Here is a 20,487-nt window from a genome sequence, read left to right on the forward strand (position 1 = left end):
TTTTACGCCAACCACTCCAGGGGAGGGATTGCTTTTCCCCGGTGCCTTACTTCAAAGTATAGACCGTTTTGATTAAGTCCACCGCTGTGTCCAACAGTAGCAATTTGTTCATTTTGAAAGACTGGATCGCCAACTTTTTTGAAAAGAGATTGATTATGCGCATAGAGGGTCATATAGCCTTGCCCATGATCAATAATCATCAATAGGCCATACCCTTTAAGCCAGTCGCTGAAGACTACCTTGCCTGGATATACCGCATGAACTGACATGCCTTCTCTCGCCAGAAAGAGAAGTCCGCGGTTTACTTTTTCAAGATGGTATTCGCCAGCAACAGGCTTTGGCAATTTATGGCGCATGCGGTTAAATGCAGATTGTGACATTCTGATGCTTTGCTCCGCCAAAGACTTCAGCAGCCTCTCAAGGTTAGACTTGTCACGTTGATAGCCTTTTAATGCTTGTTTTTGATTGCGTATATTGTGAGTCAGGGCGGCGATGATCTCAGTTTGATGGCGCTTTTCTTCTTCAAGTTTAATCTGAGCAGCATGTAATTGCTGCTTAAGCGCCTCGTGATGATTGAGCTGCTGGTTAAATTCCTGTTGGCGGCTGACCAATTTTTTTTGCGTTAATTGAACCTGCTCTATCGCATTTTTTCGTGATTGTATAACGTACTGATAATAAGTGAGTAACCGGATGAACTGATTAGGCGTTTCAAGGTTCAACAACAGCTTAACGGGTTGAAATGCCCCCATTTTATATTGAGCGCGGATATGTGCTGCCAACAATGTTTGCTGGATGTGCAGTTGTTCGTGCAGTCGGTTAATTTCAAGTGTTAAATTGCCGATTATCTGCTGCTTTAAGTTCAATTCTTCTTCCATGCGGTGTAAGTTATGGATAGTGTTGCTAATTTTTTTTTCAGTTTTTGATAGTTCCTGATTAAGTAAACGCTGCCTGGTTTCTGCATGCCCAATGGAGGATTGTACGCTTGCTATTTTTTTCTCCAGCGATTTAAGCTTCATTTTGGTTTGTGCAAGGTTTGTTGTTTCCGCAAATCCCAACTCTGAAAAGAAGAGCGCCCATATCGCAAGAAAGCAAAAAAGAGGGTGATGGAACAGGGCATGAGAGAGGCTTTGAAGTTTCTGCATAGTACGTTATCCATTCATTTGCAGCTTAACAGAACTTTACCTGTCATTTCCTGCGGAGGCGTAATCCCCAGCAGGTTTAATACGGTTGGAGCAATATCGATTAGACTACCCTGTTTACAATTAAAATAATAGTGCTCATCACCTATGTACAAGAGAGGAACCAATTCGTTTGTATGCGCTGTATGGGGTTGTTTGGTAGAAGGATTAAACATACATTCTGCATTACCGTGATCGGCTGTAATCAGGAGCTGGCCACCGCTTTTTTGTAACGCCCGCCAGATGGCACGCATGGCTTTGTCCAAACATTCGATCGCCTCTATTGTGGCGCTAAAATTTCCTGTGTGCCCGACCATGTCAGCATTGGCGTAATTGCAGATGATAACGTCATAATCTTTGCTTTCAATTTCCTCAACGAGGGTAGCTGTTAATTCTTCAGCGCTCATTTCCGGTTGTTGGTCGTAAGTGGCAATTTTAGGGGAAGGAATCAGAATGCGTTCTTCATTGGGAAACACTTGTTCCAAACCGCCGTTGAGAAAAAAAGTGACATGTGCATATTTTTCGGTTTCCGCAATCCGCAATTGCCTTAATCCGTGCCTGGCAATCACTTCTCCTAATGTGTTCACTAAGTTAATCGGCGGGAAAACAGGGTTTGTAGGTAAATGTTTACCATACTGCGTCATGGATAGAAAATGATCAATATGCGGTTTTCTATAGCGTTCAAAGCCAGTGAATTCATCGAGCAAGAGTGACTGGGTTAGTTCTCTTGCCCGGTCAGCGCGAAAATTGAAAAAAAAGACGGAGTCGCCATCTTCTATTGCTCTTCTTTCTCCAATATGAGTCGGCGGGATAAATTCATCAAAAATATTTTGTTTATAAAAAACATCCAAAGCGCTTTCTGCAGAATCAAAATGATGAATACTTTCATTTTCGGTCAAAAGCCTGTACACAGGTTCAATTCGTTGCCAGCGTTGGTCCCTGTCCATGGCAAAGTAGCGGCCGCTGATGGAGCAAATACGGGCCACAGGGTATTGTTCCATAGTTTTCTTTAAACGTTTTAAACTTTCTTTTGCACTTTGCGGCGGAGTGTCCCGACCATCCAGAAACAGATGAAGATAGACTCGGTGGAATCGATGCTCGGCACATAATTTTAAAAAAGCAAATAAATGGTTTTCGTGGCTATGCACACCGCCGGGGGAAAGCAAACCAAGCACATGCAACGATTTGTTTTTTACCTTTATATCCTCGATGGCACTCAGCAATGTCTCATGATTAAAAAATTCACCTGATTCAATGGATTCATTAATGCGGGTGAAGTCTTGAGGAATGACGCGCCCTGCGCCAATATGCATATGCCCCACTTCCGAATTGCCCATTTGCCCGGCAGGCAAGCCGACCATTCGTCCTGATGCGTCAAGTAACATGTGCGGCTTTGATTGCCACCATTCATCCCATTGCGGTGTATGCGCCTGCAGAATGGCATTATGATCACGTTCTTCCCGGTAACCCCAGCCATCCAGAATCAGCAATACCAGCGGGGTGTTGTTTATCATGGCGTCTCCTCAACCTGCTATTGGGCATTTTGAAATTAAACATTTGCTTGGCATATAAAAAGCAGCAGCCGTACTCACGTTACTTAAATTTTTTGCATAAAGGCTGTAGACTATAGGCCATTTTAGCTGACGGAAGAAGTAGGTTGAAGCATAAATTACCTCAACATGTTGCCATCGTAATGGATGGCAATGGGCGTTGGGCAGAACGCCGCGGCTTGCCGCGCGTTGAAGGGCATCGGGTAGGCATAGAGGCGGTAAAATCTGTCATACAATGTTGTATTGAAAAAAAAATCGCAGTACTCAGCCTCTTTGCCTTCAGCAGCGAAAATTGGTCAAGGCCGGAAACAGAAGTTGATTTTCTGATGAAGCTTTTCATTCGGGCGCTGGAGCAAGAAATACAAACTCTGCATAAGCATGGAATTTCATTGCGATTTATTGGAGACCGCACCCAGTTGTCAGAGAAATTGCGCACTGCGATGAAAGCATCTGAGGAATTAACAAAAGCTAACCGCCGCCTCATATTAAATATAGCGGTGAATTATAGTGGGAAATGGGATATTATCCAGGCTGTTAATCAGCTTTTAAGCAAGCATTCTGCCGGGAATGGTGAAGTTTTTGTAATCAATGACAGTTTTTTTGCCAGTTTTTTGAGCACTCATGATTTGCCTGAACCCGATTTGTTTATCCGCACCAGCGGTGAGTTAAGAATCAGCAATTTTTTTCTCTGGCAGCTTGCCTATACTGAATTGTATTTTACAGATACGCACTGGCCTGATTTTTCTGTTCAGGAATTTGAAAAAGCATTAACAAGTTTTGGCCTGCGTAATCGCCGTTTCGGCCAGGTATCAACACAAGAAAACGGAAAAGACCATGTTTAAACAGCGGCTGTATACGACTTTAGTACTGGTGCCCCTGGTTTTGCTTGCCATTTATTTAGCCTATTCCTGGATATTGGTTGGCGTGCTTCTCGTTATCGTTTTAATAGGCGGTTGGGAATGGACCCAACTGATTCCTCTTCATGATTATACAAAAAAAATTTTATTTATAGCCTTGCTCCTGCCCGCCATATGGCTGAGTACGTTATGGTTAACTTACTGGCTGTTTGCAGGAATTGTAATCTGGGGACTGATTTTACTGGCGGTCATTACGTTTCCTGATTCGCAAAAAATCTGGGGATTTCCTATTATTGTAGGGGGGAGTTGTTTTTTATTGCTGCCTTTATTTGCCAGCGCGCTGGCAGCTATCTACCAGTATCCTGCAGGTCGGGATTTGATGATTTATTTGCTGTTTTTAGTATGGGCTGCCGATATTGGCGCCTATTTAACAGGCAAGCGCATGGGCAAGCATAAACTGATACCGGAAGTTAGCCCCGGTAAAACGATAGAGGGGGTGACTGGGGGATTTGCCCTGGCCATGGCGGTAGCGGCAGCAGGCCATTGGTACTTCGCTCCGCAATGTGCTGTTTATTGGTATATTTTATCGGGAGCGGTTGCCTTGATTTCCATTTTAGGAGACTTGTTTATTAGTATCTTGAAAAGACGCTGCAAATTAAAGGATACGGGCCACATTTTCCCAGGCCATGGAGGGGTGCTTGACCGTTTGGACAGCATGATAGCCGCCAGCCCTTTTTTTTATTCAGGCCTTTTACTCATGCCGCAGGGGGTTGTTTCATAAACTTAAAGATAAAGTGTGCCGCCTGAATTCAGCGGAGTAAGCAAAATTTGAATGCGGGTTGCACGGCGTGTCCCTCAAGGATATGAATTATGTTGCTAACATTAGTGTATTTTGTTCTTGCTTTATTGCTATTGATCACCATTCATGAGTTTGGCCATTTTATCGTGGCCCGTCTCTGTAATGTGAAAGTCTTGCGGTTTTCGTTTGGTTTTGGAAAAGTACTGGCGAGCTTTCGCGATAAACACGGAACAGAGTTTGCATGGTCAGCGTTCCCTCTCGGCGGGTATGTCAAAATGCTTGATGAGTCGGAGGGGGAGGTGCCGGCAGAAGAGAGGCACCTTGCTTTTAACAACAAATCAGTTTGGGCTCGTATTGCTATTGTGGCCGCGGGTCCGCTGTTTAATCTTCTCTTTGCTTTTTTTGCTTTATGGCTCGTCATGGTCATTGGCATCAAATCACTGGCTCCCATGATCGACGCAGTCAAGCCAGGCAGCATTGCGGCACAGGCAGGACTTAAGCCGCAACAGGAAATTTTAAGTATAAATGATGAGCCTGTTACCAGCTGGCGTGATTTTCAGTATGCCTTAATTTCTTATCTTGGGAGTAAAGAATCTGTCAGCCTGACTGTAAAATCACTTACCAGCAATGAAAAAACCACCGTCACTCTCTCTTTAAAAAACTGGCAGCTACAAGAAAAAAAGCCAGACTTGCTAAGTAGCCTCGGCATTACGCCTTTTATCCCCAAGGTTTTGCCTGTAATTGGTCAGGTTAAAAAGGATACGCCTGCCTTTCAGGCGGGGTTGCTCAGCGGTGATAAAATTCTTGCCGTTAATGATAAAACCATTTCCGATTGGTTTGAGTTGGTTGACGTGGTTAAGAAAAAACCTGATGAAGTGCTTTTGTTCACTATTGAACGACAGGGAATTCAGAAAAAAATTGCAGTCAAGGTGGAGAAAACTCTGGTGAACGGCAAAGAACAGGGTTTTCTCGGGGTTTATTCAAAAAAAGCAAACTGGCCAGATAACTGGCTTCGGCTTCATCGTCTGGGTCCTGTTGAAGCTATAGGCGCCGCATTTAAACAAACAGCGGAGCTCACAGGTACGACATTTGTTCTGATGGCTCGCCTGGCCGCAGGAAAATTACCCCTGCACAGCATCAGCGGACCTGTAGGCATAGCGCAGGGTGCCGGTGAGTCGGGAAGAAGCGGTTTGCCGTATTATCTTTTTTTTCTCGCCCTTGTCAGCGTCAGTCTTGGTGTATTGAACTTGCTGCCTATTCCTATGCTGGATGGAGGGCATTTGCTCTTTTGCCTCTTTGAGCTTATCAGCCGGCGCCCTGTTTCCGAATCCGTGAAATCAGCGGGTGTCTATGTGGGGTTTTTGCTCTTGATCGCGCTCACGATCATTGCTCTAACAAATGATTTGGCAAGGCTTGCATCATAGCAAATCAAAAACTGCGATTACAGACAAATTGTTTTATTATTTGTTCTGATTTGTCTCAGGTTTCTTGACAGCGATGGCCAGTTGCTATAAAAAGGTTCATTTTTATATGCATGCTCTAAGAACCTAAATCCATGCGTTCACCCAGTTTTATGCGTTAAGCAGATATGGGATGCAATTTATCCTGGAAGTAAAAAAAATAATGAAAAAAATCAGTAAAAAAATCGCACTAGGCCTTTATTGTTCTGCTTCACTCATTTGGTCTGCTGAAGTTGGTGCCGCAAATGGATTTGTCGTTCAGGATATCAAAATCTTCGGCTTACAGAGAGTCAGCCAGGGTACGGTTTTAAACTACCTTCCAGTTCAGGTGGGCGAACACATCGATTCCAGCGCCACGCCTGCCATCATCCGTGCTCTTTATGATACCGGCTTTTTCCAGTCCGTTGTTTTAGAACGCCAGGGCAATACCTTGATTGTGCGTGTGGTTGAACGGGCCACAATCGGATCCATCAATGTTACCGGCAATACCGAGATACCCGCTGACAAGATGAAAGAAATTTTAAAAGATCTGGGTCTCGTTCAGGGGCGGGTTTTTCAGAGCGCGGCGCTTGAGCGGCTGGAAAAAGAATTAAAGCAAGTGTATAACGCCCATGGCAAATATAATGCCCGCATTGAATCAAATGTCACGGCGTTAACAGAAAATCGCGTGGCTATCAGCGTGACTATCTCTGAAGGCCGGGTATCTCGAATTAAAGAAATAAAAATTATTGGCAATCATGATTTTTCCGATAGTGAATTGTTATCAGAGTTTGCCTTAACGACCAGTAATTTTTTTACCTATTTCACAAAGAAGGATCAGTACACAAAAGCCGCGATGGATGCTTCTTTAGAGGCATTGCGATCTTTTTATCTTGACAGAGGGTATCTCAAGTTCAACATCGTATCTTCTCAAGTGATGCTGTCACCTGATAAAAAGGATGTATTTATCAATATTCACATTGAAGAAGGCCCTCAATATCGTTTTTCAGGGTTTCATGTCGCAGGAAAAACAATATTGCCCAAGGAAAAAATTGATGCTTTGATTAAAGTTAAAAAAGGGACTGTTTTTTCGCGTAAGGCAGTGACCGAAAGCATATCAGCAATTGGCCAGGCATTGGGTGATGTGGGCTACGGCTTTCCTGCCATTAATGCTGAGCCTCGCATCGATGAGAAAGATAAAACAGTATTTATTACTTTTTTAGTCGACCCAGGCCGTCATGTATATGTAAGACGCATCAATTTTCACGGCAACACCAAAACGGGCGATTATGTTTTGCGTAACATCATTCGGCAGAATGAAGGTGCGTTATTATCCTTGCATAACATTAAAGAATCAGAACGGCAGCTTAGGCTTTTGAGCTATCTGAAAAATATCAACGTGAAAACTACGCCTGTTCCAGGAGCCAACAACCAGGTAGATTTGGATATTCATGTGGAAGAGGCGCCTTCGGCAGAAGCCAGTGCCGCTTTAGGTTATGGCTCAAATGGGCCGCAGGTTAACGCCTCATTCAATCAGTATAATTTCATGGGTACCGGACGTACGGTAGGGTTTGCATTTAATGCAAGCTACTGGGGCCAGAATTATTCGATGAATTACTATAACCCTTTTTATACCAACACTGGCGTAGGCCGGGGATTTAATTTGTATTACCAAACTGTCGATCCAAGAAAGCTCGATGTATCTGCTTACAGTTCTGACCGTTTTGGAGGCGATGTTAATTACAATATGCTGCTCAGTGAAAACAGCAGCTTGCAGTTTGGGCTGGGTTACCAGGGACTAAACATCAAATCAGTGGGCACCGTGCAGCAGATTCAGAATTTTGTGAATCTATACGGCCGCAATTTTAACCAAATTCGCCTCCATGCAGGTTGGAACCGGAACTCCTACGACCAAATGCCTTATCCCAATCAGGGAATCAATCAGCAGGCAAGCTTGTTACTGGCGCTGCCTGCGACCTCTGAGTCGTTAGAGTATTATAAAGCGTCTTATCAGACCCGCTTTTACTATCCCCTGTTTCGCGGCTTTATCTTCACAGCCCTCGGCAATATCGCCTATGGCAATACGTTTAACAATAAAGGGTTGCCATTTTTTGAAAACTATTTTGCAGGCGGTATCGCCCAGCCTGGCCAGGTCCGAGGTTACGAAACCTACTCTTTGGGTCCTCAGGATAATCGGGGCAATTCTTTGGGAGCTAATTTTCTAGTCAATGGCAGTGCGGCCTTGATATTGCCCTATCCTTTAAGCCGGGATACTTTTCGGACCAGCGCTTTTATTGATGCGGGCAATGTGTTTGTGCAAGGAACCCCGCCGGAGCTGGCTGGCTCAGATGCAGGCCCGATGCGGTATTCTGCCGGTGTTGCTTTGGAATGGCGTTCTCCATTTGGCCCAATTGCGTTCAGTGTTGCAAAACCGCTGAACAAACAGCCGACAGATGAAGAACAGATATTCCAGTTTACATTATCATCAAGTTTTTAAGCAGGGCTAGTCCAGATAAATTTTGCTTATTAAATATGGAATGACCCTAACAAAACGCAATGAGTTGTGCTAGGATTCATCCTGCATAACGAACTGGATGGTTTGACATGGTTACATCAACAACCGGATTGTATCGTTCGTTGTTTTTTTTGGTATTTTGCATAGTGTAAAAATCATACTCAAGGGGAGTGGAATAATGAAGCGATTAAGTGGTTTCCTGGCGGCAATGATATTGTCTTTGGGAGTTGGCGTTGCATTTGCAGACGGCACAAAAATTGGGGTCGTGGATTTGCAAAAAATTATGCAAACTGCAAAGCAAATGAAAGAAATACAAAAAAAACTGGAAAAGGAATTTAAGCCAAGACGCGACAAACTGGTTGAGATGGAAAAACAAATCAAGCAGGAAATGGAGAAATTTAAGCGCGATAGTGCTGTGATGAGCCAGGCCAAGCGTAAGGAACTCGAAAAGAAGATTATCAGCGAACAGCGTAAATTTGAGCAGGAAGGCCAGCAATATCAACAGGAATTAAGCACAGCGCATAACGAAGCTATGGAAGAATTTTATAACAAGATTCGCCAGGCCATTGCCAAGGTAGCTGAACAGGATAAATATGATATTGTTCTGCAGAAAGATGCTGCTCCATTCAGTGCTGATAAGCTTGATGTAACCAACCGCGTTCTGGAAGAAATTAGCTGACATCTGATTTTGGTGTTAACTTCACAATACAGTTAACACCAAAAAACATTGGCGATACGGTTATTTGCGCCATTTAATTATTCTAATACCCAACTGCTCTTCGTTATCAATGCATTGATGAGTTGCGCAAACAATTCATAAAGAGCAGTAAATTTGCAAATAAAACCTTATCATTATCTTAAATCAGCCTATGATGCTCCGTATGTTTTCTAAGTAACAGTCATGGAGAGTGAGAAAATTTATGAGTGGAATTGTGGATATTAACAACATTCTTAATTTGCTGCCCCACCGCTATCCTTTTATTCTAGTTGATAAAATATTGGAATTTAAAGATTTTGAATACCTAACAGCCATTAAAAATGTAACCATGAATGAACCTTTTTTTAATGGCCATTTTCCTGGAAATCCGATCATGCCCGGTGTGTTGATGCTTGAAGCATTGGCGCAAGCCAGTGCGCTTTTATCCAGCCTGTCCCGCAAACCACAAGAAGGCTTTGATTTCTTATATTTTTTCGCAGGTATTGATAATGCCCGTTTTAAACAGGTGGTGATTCCAGGAGATCAATTAAGACTAGAAGTGAAATTGATAGGGCAGAAACGCGATTTTTGGCGCATGCATGGCGAGGCTTTTGTTGATGACAAATTGGCTTGTTCTGCCGATTTAATGAGCGCTGCGAAGGAAGTAAAACGTGATCAATGAGCATGCAATAATTCACCCTGAAGCAAAATTGGCAAAAGGCGTCAGTATCGGGCCTGGTTCAATCATTGGCGCTGATGTTGAGATTGGGGAAAACACCTGGATTGGCCCGCATGTCGTCATTCAGGGTCCGACAACCATAGGTAAAAATAATAAAATATTTCAATTTGCCTCTGTTGGAGATGAGCCGCAGGATATGACTTATCGTGGTGAGCCAACTCGTCTTGAAATTGGCGATAATAACGTCATTCGCGAATTTTGTATGATTAGCCGCGGTACAGTTAAAGGAGGCGGGGTAACAAGGCTTGGCAATCAAAATTTTTTAATGGCCTATACTCATGTAGGGCATGATTGCATGATTGGCAATCATGTTATCATGGTTAATTATGCAGCGCTTTCAGGACATGTGATTGTTCATGATTATGCCAATATTGGTGCTTATGCGGCTGTTCATCAATTCTGTCAGATTGGCGCTTACGCATTCATTGCGCGTGCAACATATGTCACGAAAGATGTTTTGCCCTATGTGATGATAGCAGGACATACAACAGCGGCATGTGGGATTAACACCGTTGGACTTCGACGCCGCGGCTTTTCTTCTTCTGCAATTGATTATCTGCGCAGGGCTTATAAAATCATATTCCGCCGCGGTTTAACTGTGCAGCAAGCCATAGCGGAGCTCGAAGTTTTGCTTCCTGAATGCCCCGAGATTTTACCTATGATTGAAGCGTTAAACCAGTCAACACGTGGTATTGTGCGATAAAATGAATGGAAAAATGATTCCTGCTTCATTTTCCCAATTTTTAGCGGAGTGTGGTTAAATGTTAGATCCTCATTTGTTGCGTGAAAATCCTCAGTTTGTTGCGGAGCGTTTGCTGACACGCGGGTTTCAGTTCGATGTTGAGCATTATATGCGCCTTGAAGAACAGCGAAAAATTCTCCAGATGGAAACCCAGGCATTGCAGCATGAGCGTAATCAGCGCTCCAAAGCAATTGGATATGCCAAAGCACGGAATGAAGATATTGCGCCAATGCGCGAAGAAGTTACTCGTTTAAGTCAGGAGCTCGAAAATAAAAAAGCTGAGTTGTCGCGTGTTTTGCAATCGCTTGAAACGTTAAACTTGAGTCTCCCAAACTTGCCCCATGCTTCTGTACCTATTGGAAAAGATGAGGCGGACAACGAGCTTGTGCGCACCTTTGGAGACATTCCCTCGTTTGATTTTCAAGTTAAATCCCATGATGAACTGGGTGAAGCGCTGGGGGAGATGGATTTTGCTTTGGCTGCCAAGATAGCAGGAAGCAGGTTTGTCGTACTTAAGTCGCACCTGGCCAGGCTTCATCGAGCTTTGATTCAGTTCATGCTCGATATGCACACAAATGATCATGGATACCAGGAAATTTATGTTCCTTATATTGTCAATGCAGACAGTTTAACAGGAACCGGGCAATTGCCAAAGTTTGAAGAAGATCTCTTCAAGCTGGCTGGCAATCATGCTTATTATCTAACGTCTACAGCCGAAATCCCGGTTACAAACACAGTCCGCAATGAAATTTTAGATCTTGAGGCATTGCCTATCCGCTATGTTTGCCATTCTCCTTGCTTTCGCAGCGAAGCCGGGTCTTATGGTAAAGATACCAAGGGGATGATCCGCCAGCACCAATTTGAGAAAGTTGAGTTAGTCTGGATTACAGCGCCTGGCAATTCGTACGAGGCACTGGAGCACTTGACAAGGGATGCCGAGGCAGTATTGCAAAAACTCGACTTGCCTTATCGCGTGATGAATTTATGTACAGGCGATCTGGGGGCAGGCGCTGCCAAGACTTATGATTTGGAAGTCTGGCTGCCCAGTCAAAATACATACAGGGAGATTTCCTCATGCAGCAATATGGAAGCATATCAAGCAAGAAGGCTAAAGGCACGTTACCGCAATCCTGATACCAATACTATAGAGTTGGTGCATACTTTAAATGGTTCAGGTCTTGCAGTAGGTAGAACGTTGGTGGCTATCCTTGAAAATTATCAAGACAAAAAGGGGAATATCACCATTCCTCGAGTTTTGCGCCCATACATGGGAGGGATGGAAACACTCAGTGTAGATTGATGCTTATAAAGCATAATTAAAGAGCATAACTTGGATAGACAAAATTTGCGCTAATGCCGCATGTTATTTAAGGTACCTCCAAATTGGTATGATTGCCTGGCTTGATGTCTTTTAAAATTACGCTGGCAAAGTCATTGCGCTTGGCATTAATAAATAAATAGCCATTGCCCAGTTCATAAACAAACCAGCAGACTTGCTCGTTGTTATTCCAATGTTGCCAGGTCACGCAAAATGCGCCTTCCGAAGTTACGGTCCATACACCTGAATCAGCTTGCGGCTGATTGTTGGCAAGCGGCAAGGCAAATTTTCCCACTGTCTTCCCCGCTTTGCCAAAATAACCGGTGAATGGGTTAATCACCAATTCATCATTGATGACAGCAAGAGGAACGCTGGAAATAGTTGTATCCTGAAAGATCTGTACAATTTGATAATTGCTTAAGGATTTAAGGGTTGCGGCTTGAACAGCAGGAGTCGCAAGAGAAATGATAAGGATAGGTAAGAGAATAAACTGTTTCATGTTCCATGCCATCATATATCCATATTATTAAAGATTAGCATAATCAGATTTTGTGATCATTCTAAGTTTGGTTCGACCTTGTGCTCTGATCTTGTTTAACGTGGCGAAGTATGCGAGTTAGTGGGCCGGGAGCTCCCCGAATACGGCTTCGCTCCCGGTGCATTTGCAGTCTTCCAGCCCAAATCCGCACAACTCGTAACGCGGAGATGGAAATTGCAAAAATTATACATAGGCTGCGACTGAGGCCATCAATAGAAATCCTATAATCACAAAGCTAAAGTGATTCAGATTGCAGCAGCGCTCCACCATCACACAGCGCTCAAGCCCATGCAAGGTACCAAGATAAAGAAATGTTCCTGCGGAAGCCGCAATCAAAATCGGATCAAACAGAGAGTGGGTTTCCATACCATGGCCAAAATACCACCCGATAAAAATTCCAAGAGGCGTCATGAGAGCAAAGGCGAGAAAGAATGCCAGGCTTTTAGCCGTGCTGAGCGAAGTTTTATTCAATTGAACTGCAATAGCAAAACTTTCTGCCCACTTATGGGTAATAATGGCTAAAAACAGCATGATGATCACTGGATAATCATGAGTAAAGCCAAGCGCTGTTCCTAAAACCAGGGAGTGAAATGAAAGCATCAGCCAGGCAAGCAGGGCAAAAGCGGGATGGCTGCTGTCTTGATGGTGATACAGCTCACGACCTAAATGCTCAAACCATAAAAAAATCAAAAAAATAATGCCTGTGATAATGTAGGCAAAAGGATATTCATATCCCATTTGGGCAAACATTGCGTTGGATTCAGGCAGCATATGCAAGAGAGCAGCTCCGAGGAATACTCCTGTTGCCAAGGTCTCGCCCAGAGGAAAGTCAAAATGCTCGTTGGCGGCAAGCCTCCTTTTAAATGGATACCAGCCAGCAAGCAAGACAACGGCTAAAATGCTAATTGCAAAAAACAGTTTTAATGTGGCCGTGGCCATAATGAATATTCCTCAGGTAAAAAAATCAGAAGTATAGGCTTCAAGTCAGGATCAGGGGAAGCCTTAATCCTGGATTCAGTTCTTAGTTCCCGTATTAGTATCTTTTGCCAACACAGGCTTATGGGCTGAATAATATTTTCACATTCTGTATTTAGCAAGAAATTTTTTCACGTTGAGTAAGAAAGCGTATCTCGGCAATTTCAGATTGTATTTGCAAATCAGTTCTAACTCGCTGAAGGAGCGCTTCATATTCAGATTCGGTTGCGATATCAGATATCAGTAAATCAATATAAATTTTTCCATCAAGATAGTGCAGGATCCAGTGATGAATTGCTGGACATGCATCCTGCCATGTCCTAAGCAGGTTTTTTTCAAGCAATTTACGATTGGGCAAATGAATTGACGGGCACACCAACTCATCATCTTCAGGATCCACATGGACTGTGACGTCTTTTAGTTTCTCTATCTGGTCAATCAATGTCCGATGGACATGTTGGGCGATATAGTGCCCTTCGGAAACAGAAATAAAAGGTGAAACCAGGATATGCACATCAACAATGATATCGCTCCCCATGGTACGGCTGCGAAGCTGATGGATTTTCTTGACGCCGTCAACTTGTTGGATAATGCTTTCAATTTGTGTGAGCATTTGCGGATCTACTGCTGTATCAACCAGTTCCTTGACGCTGTCCCAGCCGTAATTCAATCCCATTTTAATAATCATGAGGCTGACAATAATGGCCGCGATTGCATCAAGATAGACGAGCCCTGCCAAACTTCCGATTAATCCGACAAGCACCACAACGGAGGAAGCGGCGTCGGAACGGTGATGCCATGCGTTAGCGATAATTAACTGTGATTGGATTCGCTTGCCTATGAACATGGTGTAATGGAAAAGCGCCTCATTTGCAAGAATGGAAAAAACCGCAATGGGGATGGTTAAAAAACCTGGCACGTCATGCTTGTGCTTTAGAATTTCATCCAATGCATCCCAAATAATACCGGCTCCTGTAAGAATTAATACCAAAGCTAAAATCAAGGTCGCCGCAGTCTCAATCCGCTGATGGCCATAAGGATGCGTTTCATCTGCTTCAAGGCTGCCAAATCTTGAGGCAAAAAGAACCATGCAATCGGTAAACAAATCAGCAAAAGAGTGCAAACCGTCCGCGACAAGCGCATGTGAGTGAAAGACTATTCCACCAGACAGCTTCAGAAACCCAAGTAAGGTATTAATGACGGCGCCAAGGAGGGTGACTCTCTTGGCTTGCTGGTAGCGTTCAAGTTGATTCATGCTGTTCTTAAAAATAATTCATGTGGGAGATTCTAAAGACTTATTCTTCGAGGTCAAGTGAGGGGCTGCCTCTATTAACTTTGCAGAAACTGCTCAAACTCGCCGCGCCATCTTGTCGCCACTTGTCTTGCAAGCTTGGGTTTCTCTGCCAGGAGTTTGTTTGCTGTTTTGGCAACCATGGGCAATAACTGACAGTCACGTTGCAAATCGGCAATTTTGTATGTCTGGTACCCTGTTTGTCTCGTTCCCAGAATTTCACCTGAACCCCGCAAATCCATATCTTTTTCGGCAATGACAAATCCATCGCAAGTTGCGCGCATCACCCGCAATCGTTCCTGACCCTGGGCAGACAGGGGAGGCTGATAAAGCAGCAGGCAATGCGCCTGTGCATTACCGCGCCCTACACGGCCGCGCAGTTGATGAAGCTGCGACAAGCCAAGGCGTTCTGCGTTTTCAATGATCATAAGACTGGCATTGGTGACGTTAACTCCGACTTCGATAACGGTTGTTGCCACCAATAAGTCAATTTTGCCTTGTTTAAATGCAAGCATAACCGTTTCTTTCTCCTGGGCTGACATTCGCCCGTGCACGAGGCCGACTTGTACTTTTGGCAGTTGTTCCTGAAGTTTTCGTGCCGTGGCGGTTGCTGCCATGCACTGCAATTTTTCCGACTCTTCAATCAAGGTGCAAACCCAGTAAACTTGCCGTCCGTCAGCAATCGCCGTTTCCAGGCGGTTGATAATCAGTTCTCTTTTTTCCTGGTTAATGACCGCTGTTATGACGGGAGTGCGACCCGGCGGCAGTTCATCAAGGATAGATATATCCAAATGAGCGAGCTGGGTCATCGCCAATGTGCGCGGGATAGGGGTTGCCGTCATGAGAAGCTGATGAGGAGCGTATGTTTCATTCTGGCCTTTTTGCTGCAGTTTAAAGCGCTGCTCAACGCCAAAGCGATGTTGCTCATCGATAATGACCAGGCCAAGCCTGGAAAAAAGGACTTCTTCCTGGAATAAGGCATGGGTTCCAATCACCAGATCACACTCGTGATTCAATATGGCGCATAGGGTTTTTTTACGCTCGCTCTTTTTCATTTTTCCGCTTAACCGGCGAATGGAAATATTCAGTTTTGAAAAGAGTTGCGTTAGCGTTTCAGCATGCTGTTCGCTCAAGATATCAGTTGGAGCCATGAGCGCCGCCTGAAAACCATTTGCAATCGCCTGCAATGCCGCAAAGGCTGCAATCACGGTTTTTCCAGAACCAACATCCCCCTGCACCAAACGCAACATTGGTGTTGGTTTTTGCAAATCGTTCGTGATTTCTTGTATGACCCGATGCTGGGCAGAGGTTAACTTAAACGGCAGTGAATTTAAGAAACAGGAATGAAGCTCATGGTTATGGCTCAGCCTAGGTGCGGTACAGGCAGCTCTTTGTCGTGCCGCAAATTTAAGGCTTAACCGTTGCGCCAAAAATTCTTCAAAAGCCAGGCGCTTTAGTGCAGGATGGCTGCCATCAAGGATAGCGCTCAAAGAAGCATCCGGCGGCGGATGATGCAAAAAAGAGAGCGCATTAGCCATGGAAAAAAAACCCATTTCACTGAGCTCATCCTCTGCCATCCATTCAAGCTGCTGAATTTCAGCCTGATAGTTTGAAAGGGCAAGCCTTACCAACTGCCTGATTCGCGATTGGCTAAGCCCCTGAGTCGTTGGGTAAATGGGGGTTAAGGTTTCTTCAACCCAAAATTCACCCTCTTCAGAAATCAACTGATATTCCGGATGTATCATTTCAAGATGGCTTGCGAACTCGCGTACCTCGCCAAAGGCAGATATTTTTGGCTTTTCAGCAAATTGCTTTATCTGGTTTTGGTTAAAATGGAAAAAGCGCAGGCGTAAAATGCCGCTTTTGTCTTCAACAAAACAATAAAGCATTCTGCGTTTACCGTATTTAATTTCGGTTTTGCATACACGGCCGCTTATCACGCACCAGTCGTTTGCGCGCAAATCGCGAATAGGAGTAACGCGGGTACGGTCCTGATAGCGGCAGGGCAAATAAAAGAGCAACTCCTCAATGGTATGTATGCCGCATTTCGCCAGTTTTCCGGCAATGGCGGGGCCAACGCCAGGTAAAGTTTCACAAGAATTTATTAACACAGTATGATGTGAATATGAAAATACAGACCCTGATAATATGTCACACTTGGGAGCGCTAGCAAATGAACCGCACCATCACTTTCGCGGCAGGCTTAATTCTAGTCTGGATCACGGGGTATTTACTCATGGCAGGACGAGGATTATTGATTCCGATTATCATCGCTTTATTCATTTGGAATCTCTTGAATACCATCCACAATGCGATTCAGCGAACGCCAGTGGTGGGAGATATGCTTCCTTACTGGCTGAGGATGATCGTTTCCCTTTTGGTTGTAACGCTTTTGGCAGTCATCCTGATAGATATCATCAGCAATAATGTGAATGAAGTCATCATCGCTTCCAGCCGTTATCAGGAAAATTTGATGCGCATCTTAAATTCCATTGATAACCGTTATGATATCAAGGCATTAAGCATTGCCGATGGATTTTTAAATACTTTAAACATGCAAAGCCTGTTGATTAATATTTATGGTGTTTTTACAACCATCACAGGATCTGCGGTTCTTATAGCCCTATACGTCGTTTTTTTATTTGTCGAACAGCATTATTTCAAGCAAAAGATGGATGCGCTGTTTCCGCAGCCCACCCATCGCCAGCTCGTGGACAGCATCATCTCCCATATCGTTAAAGATACGCAGACTTATCTTGGTTTAAAAACGCTTATGAGTATTATTACCGCTACAGCAAGCTGGGTGATTATGAAGTGGGTGGGGCTTGATTTTGCAGAATTTTGGGCCTTGCTTATTTTTTTCTTAAACTATATTCCAAACATTGGCGCAATTCTGGCAACTGCTTTTCCTGCATTGCTGGCTCTAATTCAGTTTCAAAGCTGGATGCCATTCATTACCGTGACTACGGGCATTGTGATTGTGCAATTTGTGGTTGGAAACATAATAGAGCCGAGATTCCTCGGTAAATCACTGAATCTGAGTCCGTTGGTTATTTTGTTTGCCTTGGCGCTTTGGGGCGCAATCTGGGGAGTGCTTGGCATGTTTTTAGCTGTACCAATTACGGTCATGCTGATGATTGTGTTTGCCCATTTCCCGGCGACAAGGCCAATTGCAATCCTGTTGTCGCAGGATGGATATGTGAAAAAAAATTATGAAACAATATAGGTGCAAGATAAGGTTTTAGAGAAGTAGCTCCAAGCCTGCATGTTCATTTGGTGGCGGTTATCCCGTAACCAATTGTGCCCTTCTCCTTTGAGGAGAAAGATGGGGATTCGGGTATTCTTCAAGTCTTAAGAAGAAACCGTCGTCTTGAGTTTTGCAGATCTTTGCAACTGATACAAAAAAGCGCATAATAACCTCTTTTTTACACGCGATAGTAAATTTATGAAAGCGACTGTAGAAGCGATTCTCACCCAAGCGCTCAATGCCTTAAAAAAATCGGGCAATATACCTTATGATGTTGAAGCTGAAATTAAAATTGACCGCAGCAAAGATGCGAAACATGGCGATTATGCAAGTAACCTTGCCTTGACCCTTGCGCGGCCAAGTGGGTTGCCTCCCAGGCAGGTTGCTGAATTATTAGTTGAGAATATGCCGCAACACCCATTGCTTGACCGCATCGAAATTGCAGGCCCTGGCTTTATCAATTTCTTTATGCGAACGAATACGCTTTCGCAAGTCATTACAAAAGTTCTAAAAGAAGGCCATGAGTTCGGTCGCAGCCAGGTTGGACATGGGCAGAAAGTGATTCTGGAATATGTTTCTGCCAACCCAACAGGCCCCTTGCATGTGGGACACGGCCGAGGTGCCGCTTTTGGCGCAACACTTGCCAACATTCTGTCTGCCGCCGGTTTCTCTGTCAGCCGGGAATATTACGTCAATGATGCAGGAAGGCAAATGGATATCCTGGCCGTGAGCGTTTGGCTTCGTTATCTGAGTCTTGCAGGGGAAAGCATCGCATTTCCTGCCAACGCTTATCGCGGGGAATATGTATTTGCCATCGCGGAAGAGATGGTGTCGCAGTATGGGCGGGATTACGTTCATAGCTGGTATGCAGTCAGTGAAGGTTTGCCCGCTGATGAAGCACAGGGCGGAGATAAAGAAACCTATATCGATGCCATGATCAAAAAAGCCAAAAAACTTCTTGGCGATTCAGGCTTTGCCTTGTTTCACCAACATGCTTTAAATTCAGTGCTGAGCGACATCAAGGAAGATTTGGCTGAATTTGGCGTGGAATTTGATCGCTGGTTTTCAGAGCATTCTTTATTTACAGAAGGCGCTATCAGCAAGGGCATTGAAGCCTTGCAGAAAAGAGGGCATACCTATGAACAAGGGGGAGCCTTATGGTTTCGTGCCACTGATTTTGGCGATGAGAAAGACCGTGTTTTGATCCGGGCAAATGGGCAAACCACCTATTTTGCGTCGGATGTTGCCTACCATTGGAATAAATATGCGCGCGGTTTTACAAGAGTCATCGACATTTTTGGGGCTGATCACCATGGCTATGTAACCCGCGTGAAAGCGGCGGTTAAAGCTTTGGGCCATGATGAGAAGGCTCTTGATGTGCTTTTGGTGCAGTTTGCCATTTTATACCGCGGCGGAGAGCGGGTACAAATGTCCACCCGCAGCGGTTCTTTTGTAACGCTTCGCGAGCTGCGTGAAGAAGTTGGCAATGATGCTGCCCGTTTCTTTTATGTGATGCGTAAGCCCGAGCAACATATGGATTTTGACCTCGACCTGGCTAAATCAAAATCTAATGAAAATCCGGTATATTACATTCAATATGCCCATGCGCGGATCAGCAGCGTGCTTCGGCAGCTAAAGGAGCGCGGAATGAGTTTTGATGAGGATCTGGGCCTTGCCAATCTTGACCTATTGAATGAACCGCATGAAACAGCCTTAATTTCTTTAATCGGACGGTATCCTGAAGTTTTGGAAGCAGCGGCTCAATCCTGTGAACCGCATCAGCTTGCGTATTATCTGCGCGAGCTGGCCACAGGGCTTCATAGTTATTACAATGCCGTACCGTTATTATGCGATCCTGAAACATTGAGATCCGCCCGCTTATGCTTAATTCAGGCTGTGCGTCAAGTATTGCGCAATGGCATGGATCTTATCGGCGTATCTGCTCCTGAGAGCATGTGATGGCAAAAGAGTATACCAAAAAAAATAAAACTCATCCGCGGACATCAACCCCCTGGCTTTTAGCATTGACTGCTTTTTTTTGCGGCTATTTAAGCGGTAACTTATTTAATTTGTCGGAGTTGGCTGCTTGGATAAAAACCAATGTCGCATCGGAAGACAAAAAAGAGGCTATGCCTAAACCTGCAAATGTGCAGGCCAAATTGCCAAAACCCAAATTTGAATTTTATACGCTTTTAACACAGGAAGAATCGGTAACGCCAGCCATTTCTCATGCAGTTCCTGCCGAGAGCCGCCCCTCTGCGCCAAAAGAAATGACTGCTGTAAAACAAGCTGCTCCTGTAAAAACTGAAAGAAAGGAAAACAAGGAAAACTATGTTGTGCAGATTGCCTCTTTTAATAAAAAGCAAGATGCAGAGCGCATGAAAGCTTCATTGATACTTAAAGGATTTAATGTCGCGATAGTGAGTGTGAAGCGTCAAAATATGGAGTGGTTCAGGGTAATGATGGGACCTTTCCCTAACCGTATTGAGGCTGAAAAAGCGCAAGTAGCTGTAGCCCGCAGCGAGCGTGTGATGGGATTGATTCGTAAAATGGATGCATGAATAAAACCATACCCGGCATTCCGAACTGTAGATTTTTTTGA

The 20,487-nt window shown here is 44.3% G+C and carries 17 protein-coding genes; 11 read left to right on the forward strand and 6 right to left on the reverse strand.

The window, feature by feature from the left end:
• Positions 1-2 precede the first annotated feature (2 nt).
• Positions 3-1,142: a murein hydrolase activator EnvC family protein gene (locus Llon_RS07335; RefSeq protein ID WP_065238290.1), complete on the reverse strand. Its 1,140-nt coding sequence runs from the start codon at positions 1,140-1,142 to the stop codon at positions 3-5.
• A gap of 14 nt (positions 1,143-1,156) precedes the next feature.
• Positions 1,157-2,692, reverse strand: a complete 1,536-nt coding sequence (gene gpmI, locus Llon_RS07340) for a 2,3-bisphosphoglycerate-independent phosphoglycerate mutase (RefSeq protein WP_058529401.1) — start codon at positions 2,690-2,692, stop codon at positions 1,157-1,159.
• A 143-nt stretch (positions 2,693-2,835) separates the two neighbouring features.
• Here gpmI and uppS point away from each other — a divergent pair, with 143 nt between their 5' ends.
• The 8 genes from uppS to serS all read left to right on the forward strand — a co-directional run bounded on the left by uppS (position 2,836) and on the right by serS (position 11,816).
• Positions 2,836-3,570: a polyprenyl diphosphate synthase gene (uppS, locus tag Llon_RS07345; RefSeq protein ID WP_058529402.1), complete on the forward strand. Its 735-nt coding sequence runs from the start codon at positions 2,836-2,838 to the stop codon at positions 3,568-3,570.
• Positions 3,563-4,366, forward strand: a complete 804-nt coding sequence (locus Llon_RS07350) for a phosphatidate cytidylyltransferase (protein WP_058529403.1) — start codon at positions 3,563-3,565, stop codon at positions 4,364-4,366. The genes uppS and Llon_RS07350 overlap by 8 nt, the downstream gene beginning before the upstream one ends.
• 89 nt (positions 4,367-4,455) lie before the next feature.
• Positions 4,456-5,808 (forward strand): RIP metalloprotease RseP, encoded by a 1,353-nt coding sequence (rseP, locus tag Llon_RS07355; protein WP_058529404.1) that lies wholly within the window; start codon positions 4,456-4,458, stop codon positions 5,806-5,808.
• 199 nt (positions 5,809-6,007) lie between these two features.
• On the forward strand, positions 6,008-8,320 hold the full coding sequence (gene bamA / locus Llon_RS07360) for an outer membrane protein assembly factor BamA (protein ID WP_058529497.1): 2,313 nt from the start codon (positions 6,008-6,010) through the stop codon (positions 8,318-8,320).
• Positions 8,321-8,516: 196 nt separating this feature from the next.
• On the forward strand, positions 8,517-9,017 hold the full coding sequence (locus Llon_RS07365) for an OmpH/Skp family outer membrane protein (protein WP_058529405.1): 501 nt from the start codon (positions 8,517-8,519) through the stop codon (positions 9,015-9,017).
• A 241-nt stretch (positions 9,018-9,258) separates the two neighbouring features.
• Entirely contained in the window at positions 9,259-9,717 is a 459-nt protein-coding gene (fabZ, locus tag Llon_RS07370; RefSeq protein ID WP_058529406.1) for a 3-hydroxyacyl-ACP dehydratase FabZ, read from the forward strand.
• Positions 9,707-10,477 carry an acyl-ACP--UDP-N-acetylglucosamine O-acyltransferase gene (lpxA, locus tag Llon_RS07375; protein WP_058529407.1) on the forward strand — a complete coding sequence of 257 codons (771 nt, stop codon included), beginning with the start codon at positions 9,707-9,709 and terminating at the stop codon, positions 10,475-10,477. Before fabZ ends, lpxA begins: the two co-directional genes overlap by 11 nt.
• 58 nt (positions 10,478-10,535) lie before the next feature.
• Positions 10,536-11,816, forward strand: a complete 1,281-nt coding sequence (serS, locus tag Llon_RS07380; protein ID WP_058529408.1) for a serine--tRNA ligase — start codon at positions 10,536-10,538, stop codon at positions 11,814-11,816.
• Between the two features lie 67 nt (positions 11,817-11,883).
• On the opposite strand, the gene Llon_RS07385 is transcribed toward serS, so the two are convergent.
• From Llon_RS07385 to recG, 4 genes are all read right to left on the reverse strand, one after another.
• Complete coding sequence (locus Llon_RS07385; RefSeq protein ID WP_131754654.1) at positions 11,884-12,333, reverse strand: hypothetical protein; 450 nt, start codon at positions 12,331-12,333, stop codon at positions 11,884-11,886.
• A gap of 222 nt (positions 12,334-12,555) precedes the next feature.
• Positions 12,556-13,311, reverse strand: coding sequence for a ZIP family metal transporter (locus Llon_RS07390; RefSeq protein WP_065238291.1), 756 nt, complete (start codon positions 13,309-13,311; stop codon positions 12,556-12,558).
• Positions 13,312-13,462: 151 nt separating this feature from the next.
• Positions 13,463-14,602 (reverse strand): cation diffusion facilitator family transporter, encoded by a 1,140-nt coding sequence (locus Llon_RS07395; protein ID WP_058529411.1) that lies wholly within the window; start codon positions 14,600-14,602, stop codon positions 13,463-13,465.
• Between the two features lie 74 nt (positions 14,603-14,676).
• On the reverse strand, positions 14,677-16,749 hold the full coding sequence (gene recG, locus Llon_RS07400; RefSeq protein WP_058529412.1) for an ATP-dependent DNA helicase RecG: 2,073 nt from the start codon (positions 16,747-16,749) through the stop codon (positions 14,677-14,679).
• 62 nt (positions 16,750-16,811) lie between these two features.
• Here recG and Llon_RS07405 point away from each other — a divergent pair, with 62 nt between their 5' ends.
• The 3 genes from Llon_RS07405 to Llon_RS07415 all read left to right on the forward strand — a co-directional run bounded on the left by Llon_RS07405 (position 16,812) and on the right by Llon_RS07415 (position 20,446).
• A complete protein-coding gene (locus Llon_RS07405) occupies positions 16,812-17,864 on the forward strand; it encodes an AI-2E family transporter (RefSeq protein WP_058529413.1) in 1,053 nt (350 codons plus the stop codon).
• 219 nt (positions 17,865-18,083) lie between these two features.
• Positions 18,084-19,844: an arginine--tRNA ligase gene (gene argS / locus Llon_RS07410; RefSeq protein ID WP_058529414.1), complete on the forward strand. Its 1,761-nt coding sequence runs from the start codon at positions 18,084-18,086 to the stop codon at positions 19,842-19,844.
• Positions 19,844-20,446 carry an SPOR domain-containing protein gene (locus Llon_RS07415; RefSeq protein WP_058529415.1) on the forward strand — a complete coding sequence of 201 codons (603 nt, stop codon included), beginning with the start codon at positions 19,844-19,846 and terminating at the stop codon, positions 20,444-20,446. The genes argS and Llon_RS07415 overlap by 1 nt, the downstream gene beginning before the upstream one ends.
• Positions 20,447-20,487: the final 41 nt, after the last annotated feature.

The organism is Legionella londiniensis (assembly GCF_001467825.1).
Taxonomy (GTDB): domain Bacteria; phylum Pseudomonadota; class Gammaproteobacteria; order Legionellales; family Legionellaceae; genus Legionella_A; species Legionella_A londiniensis.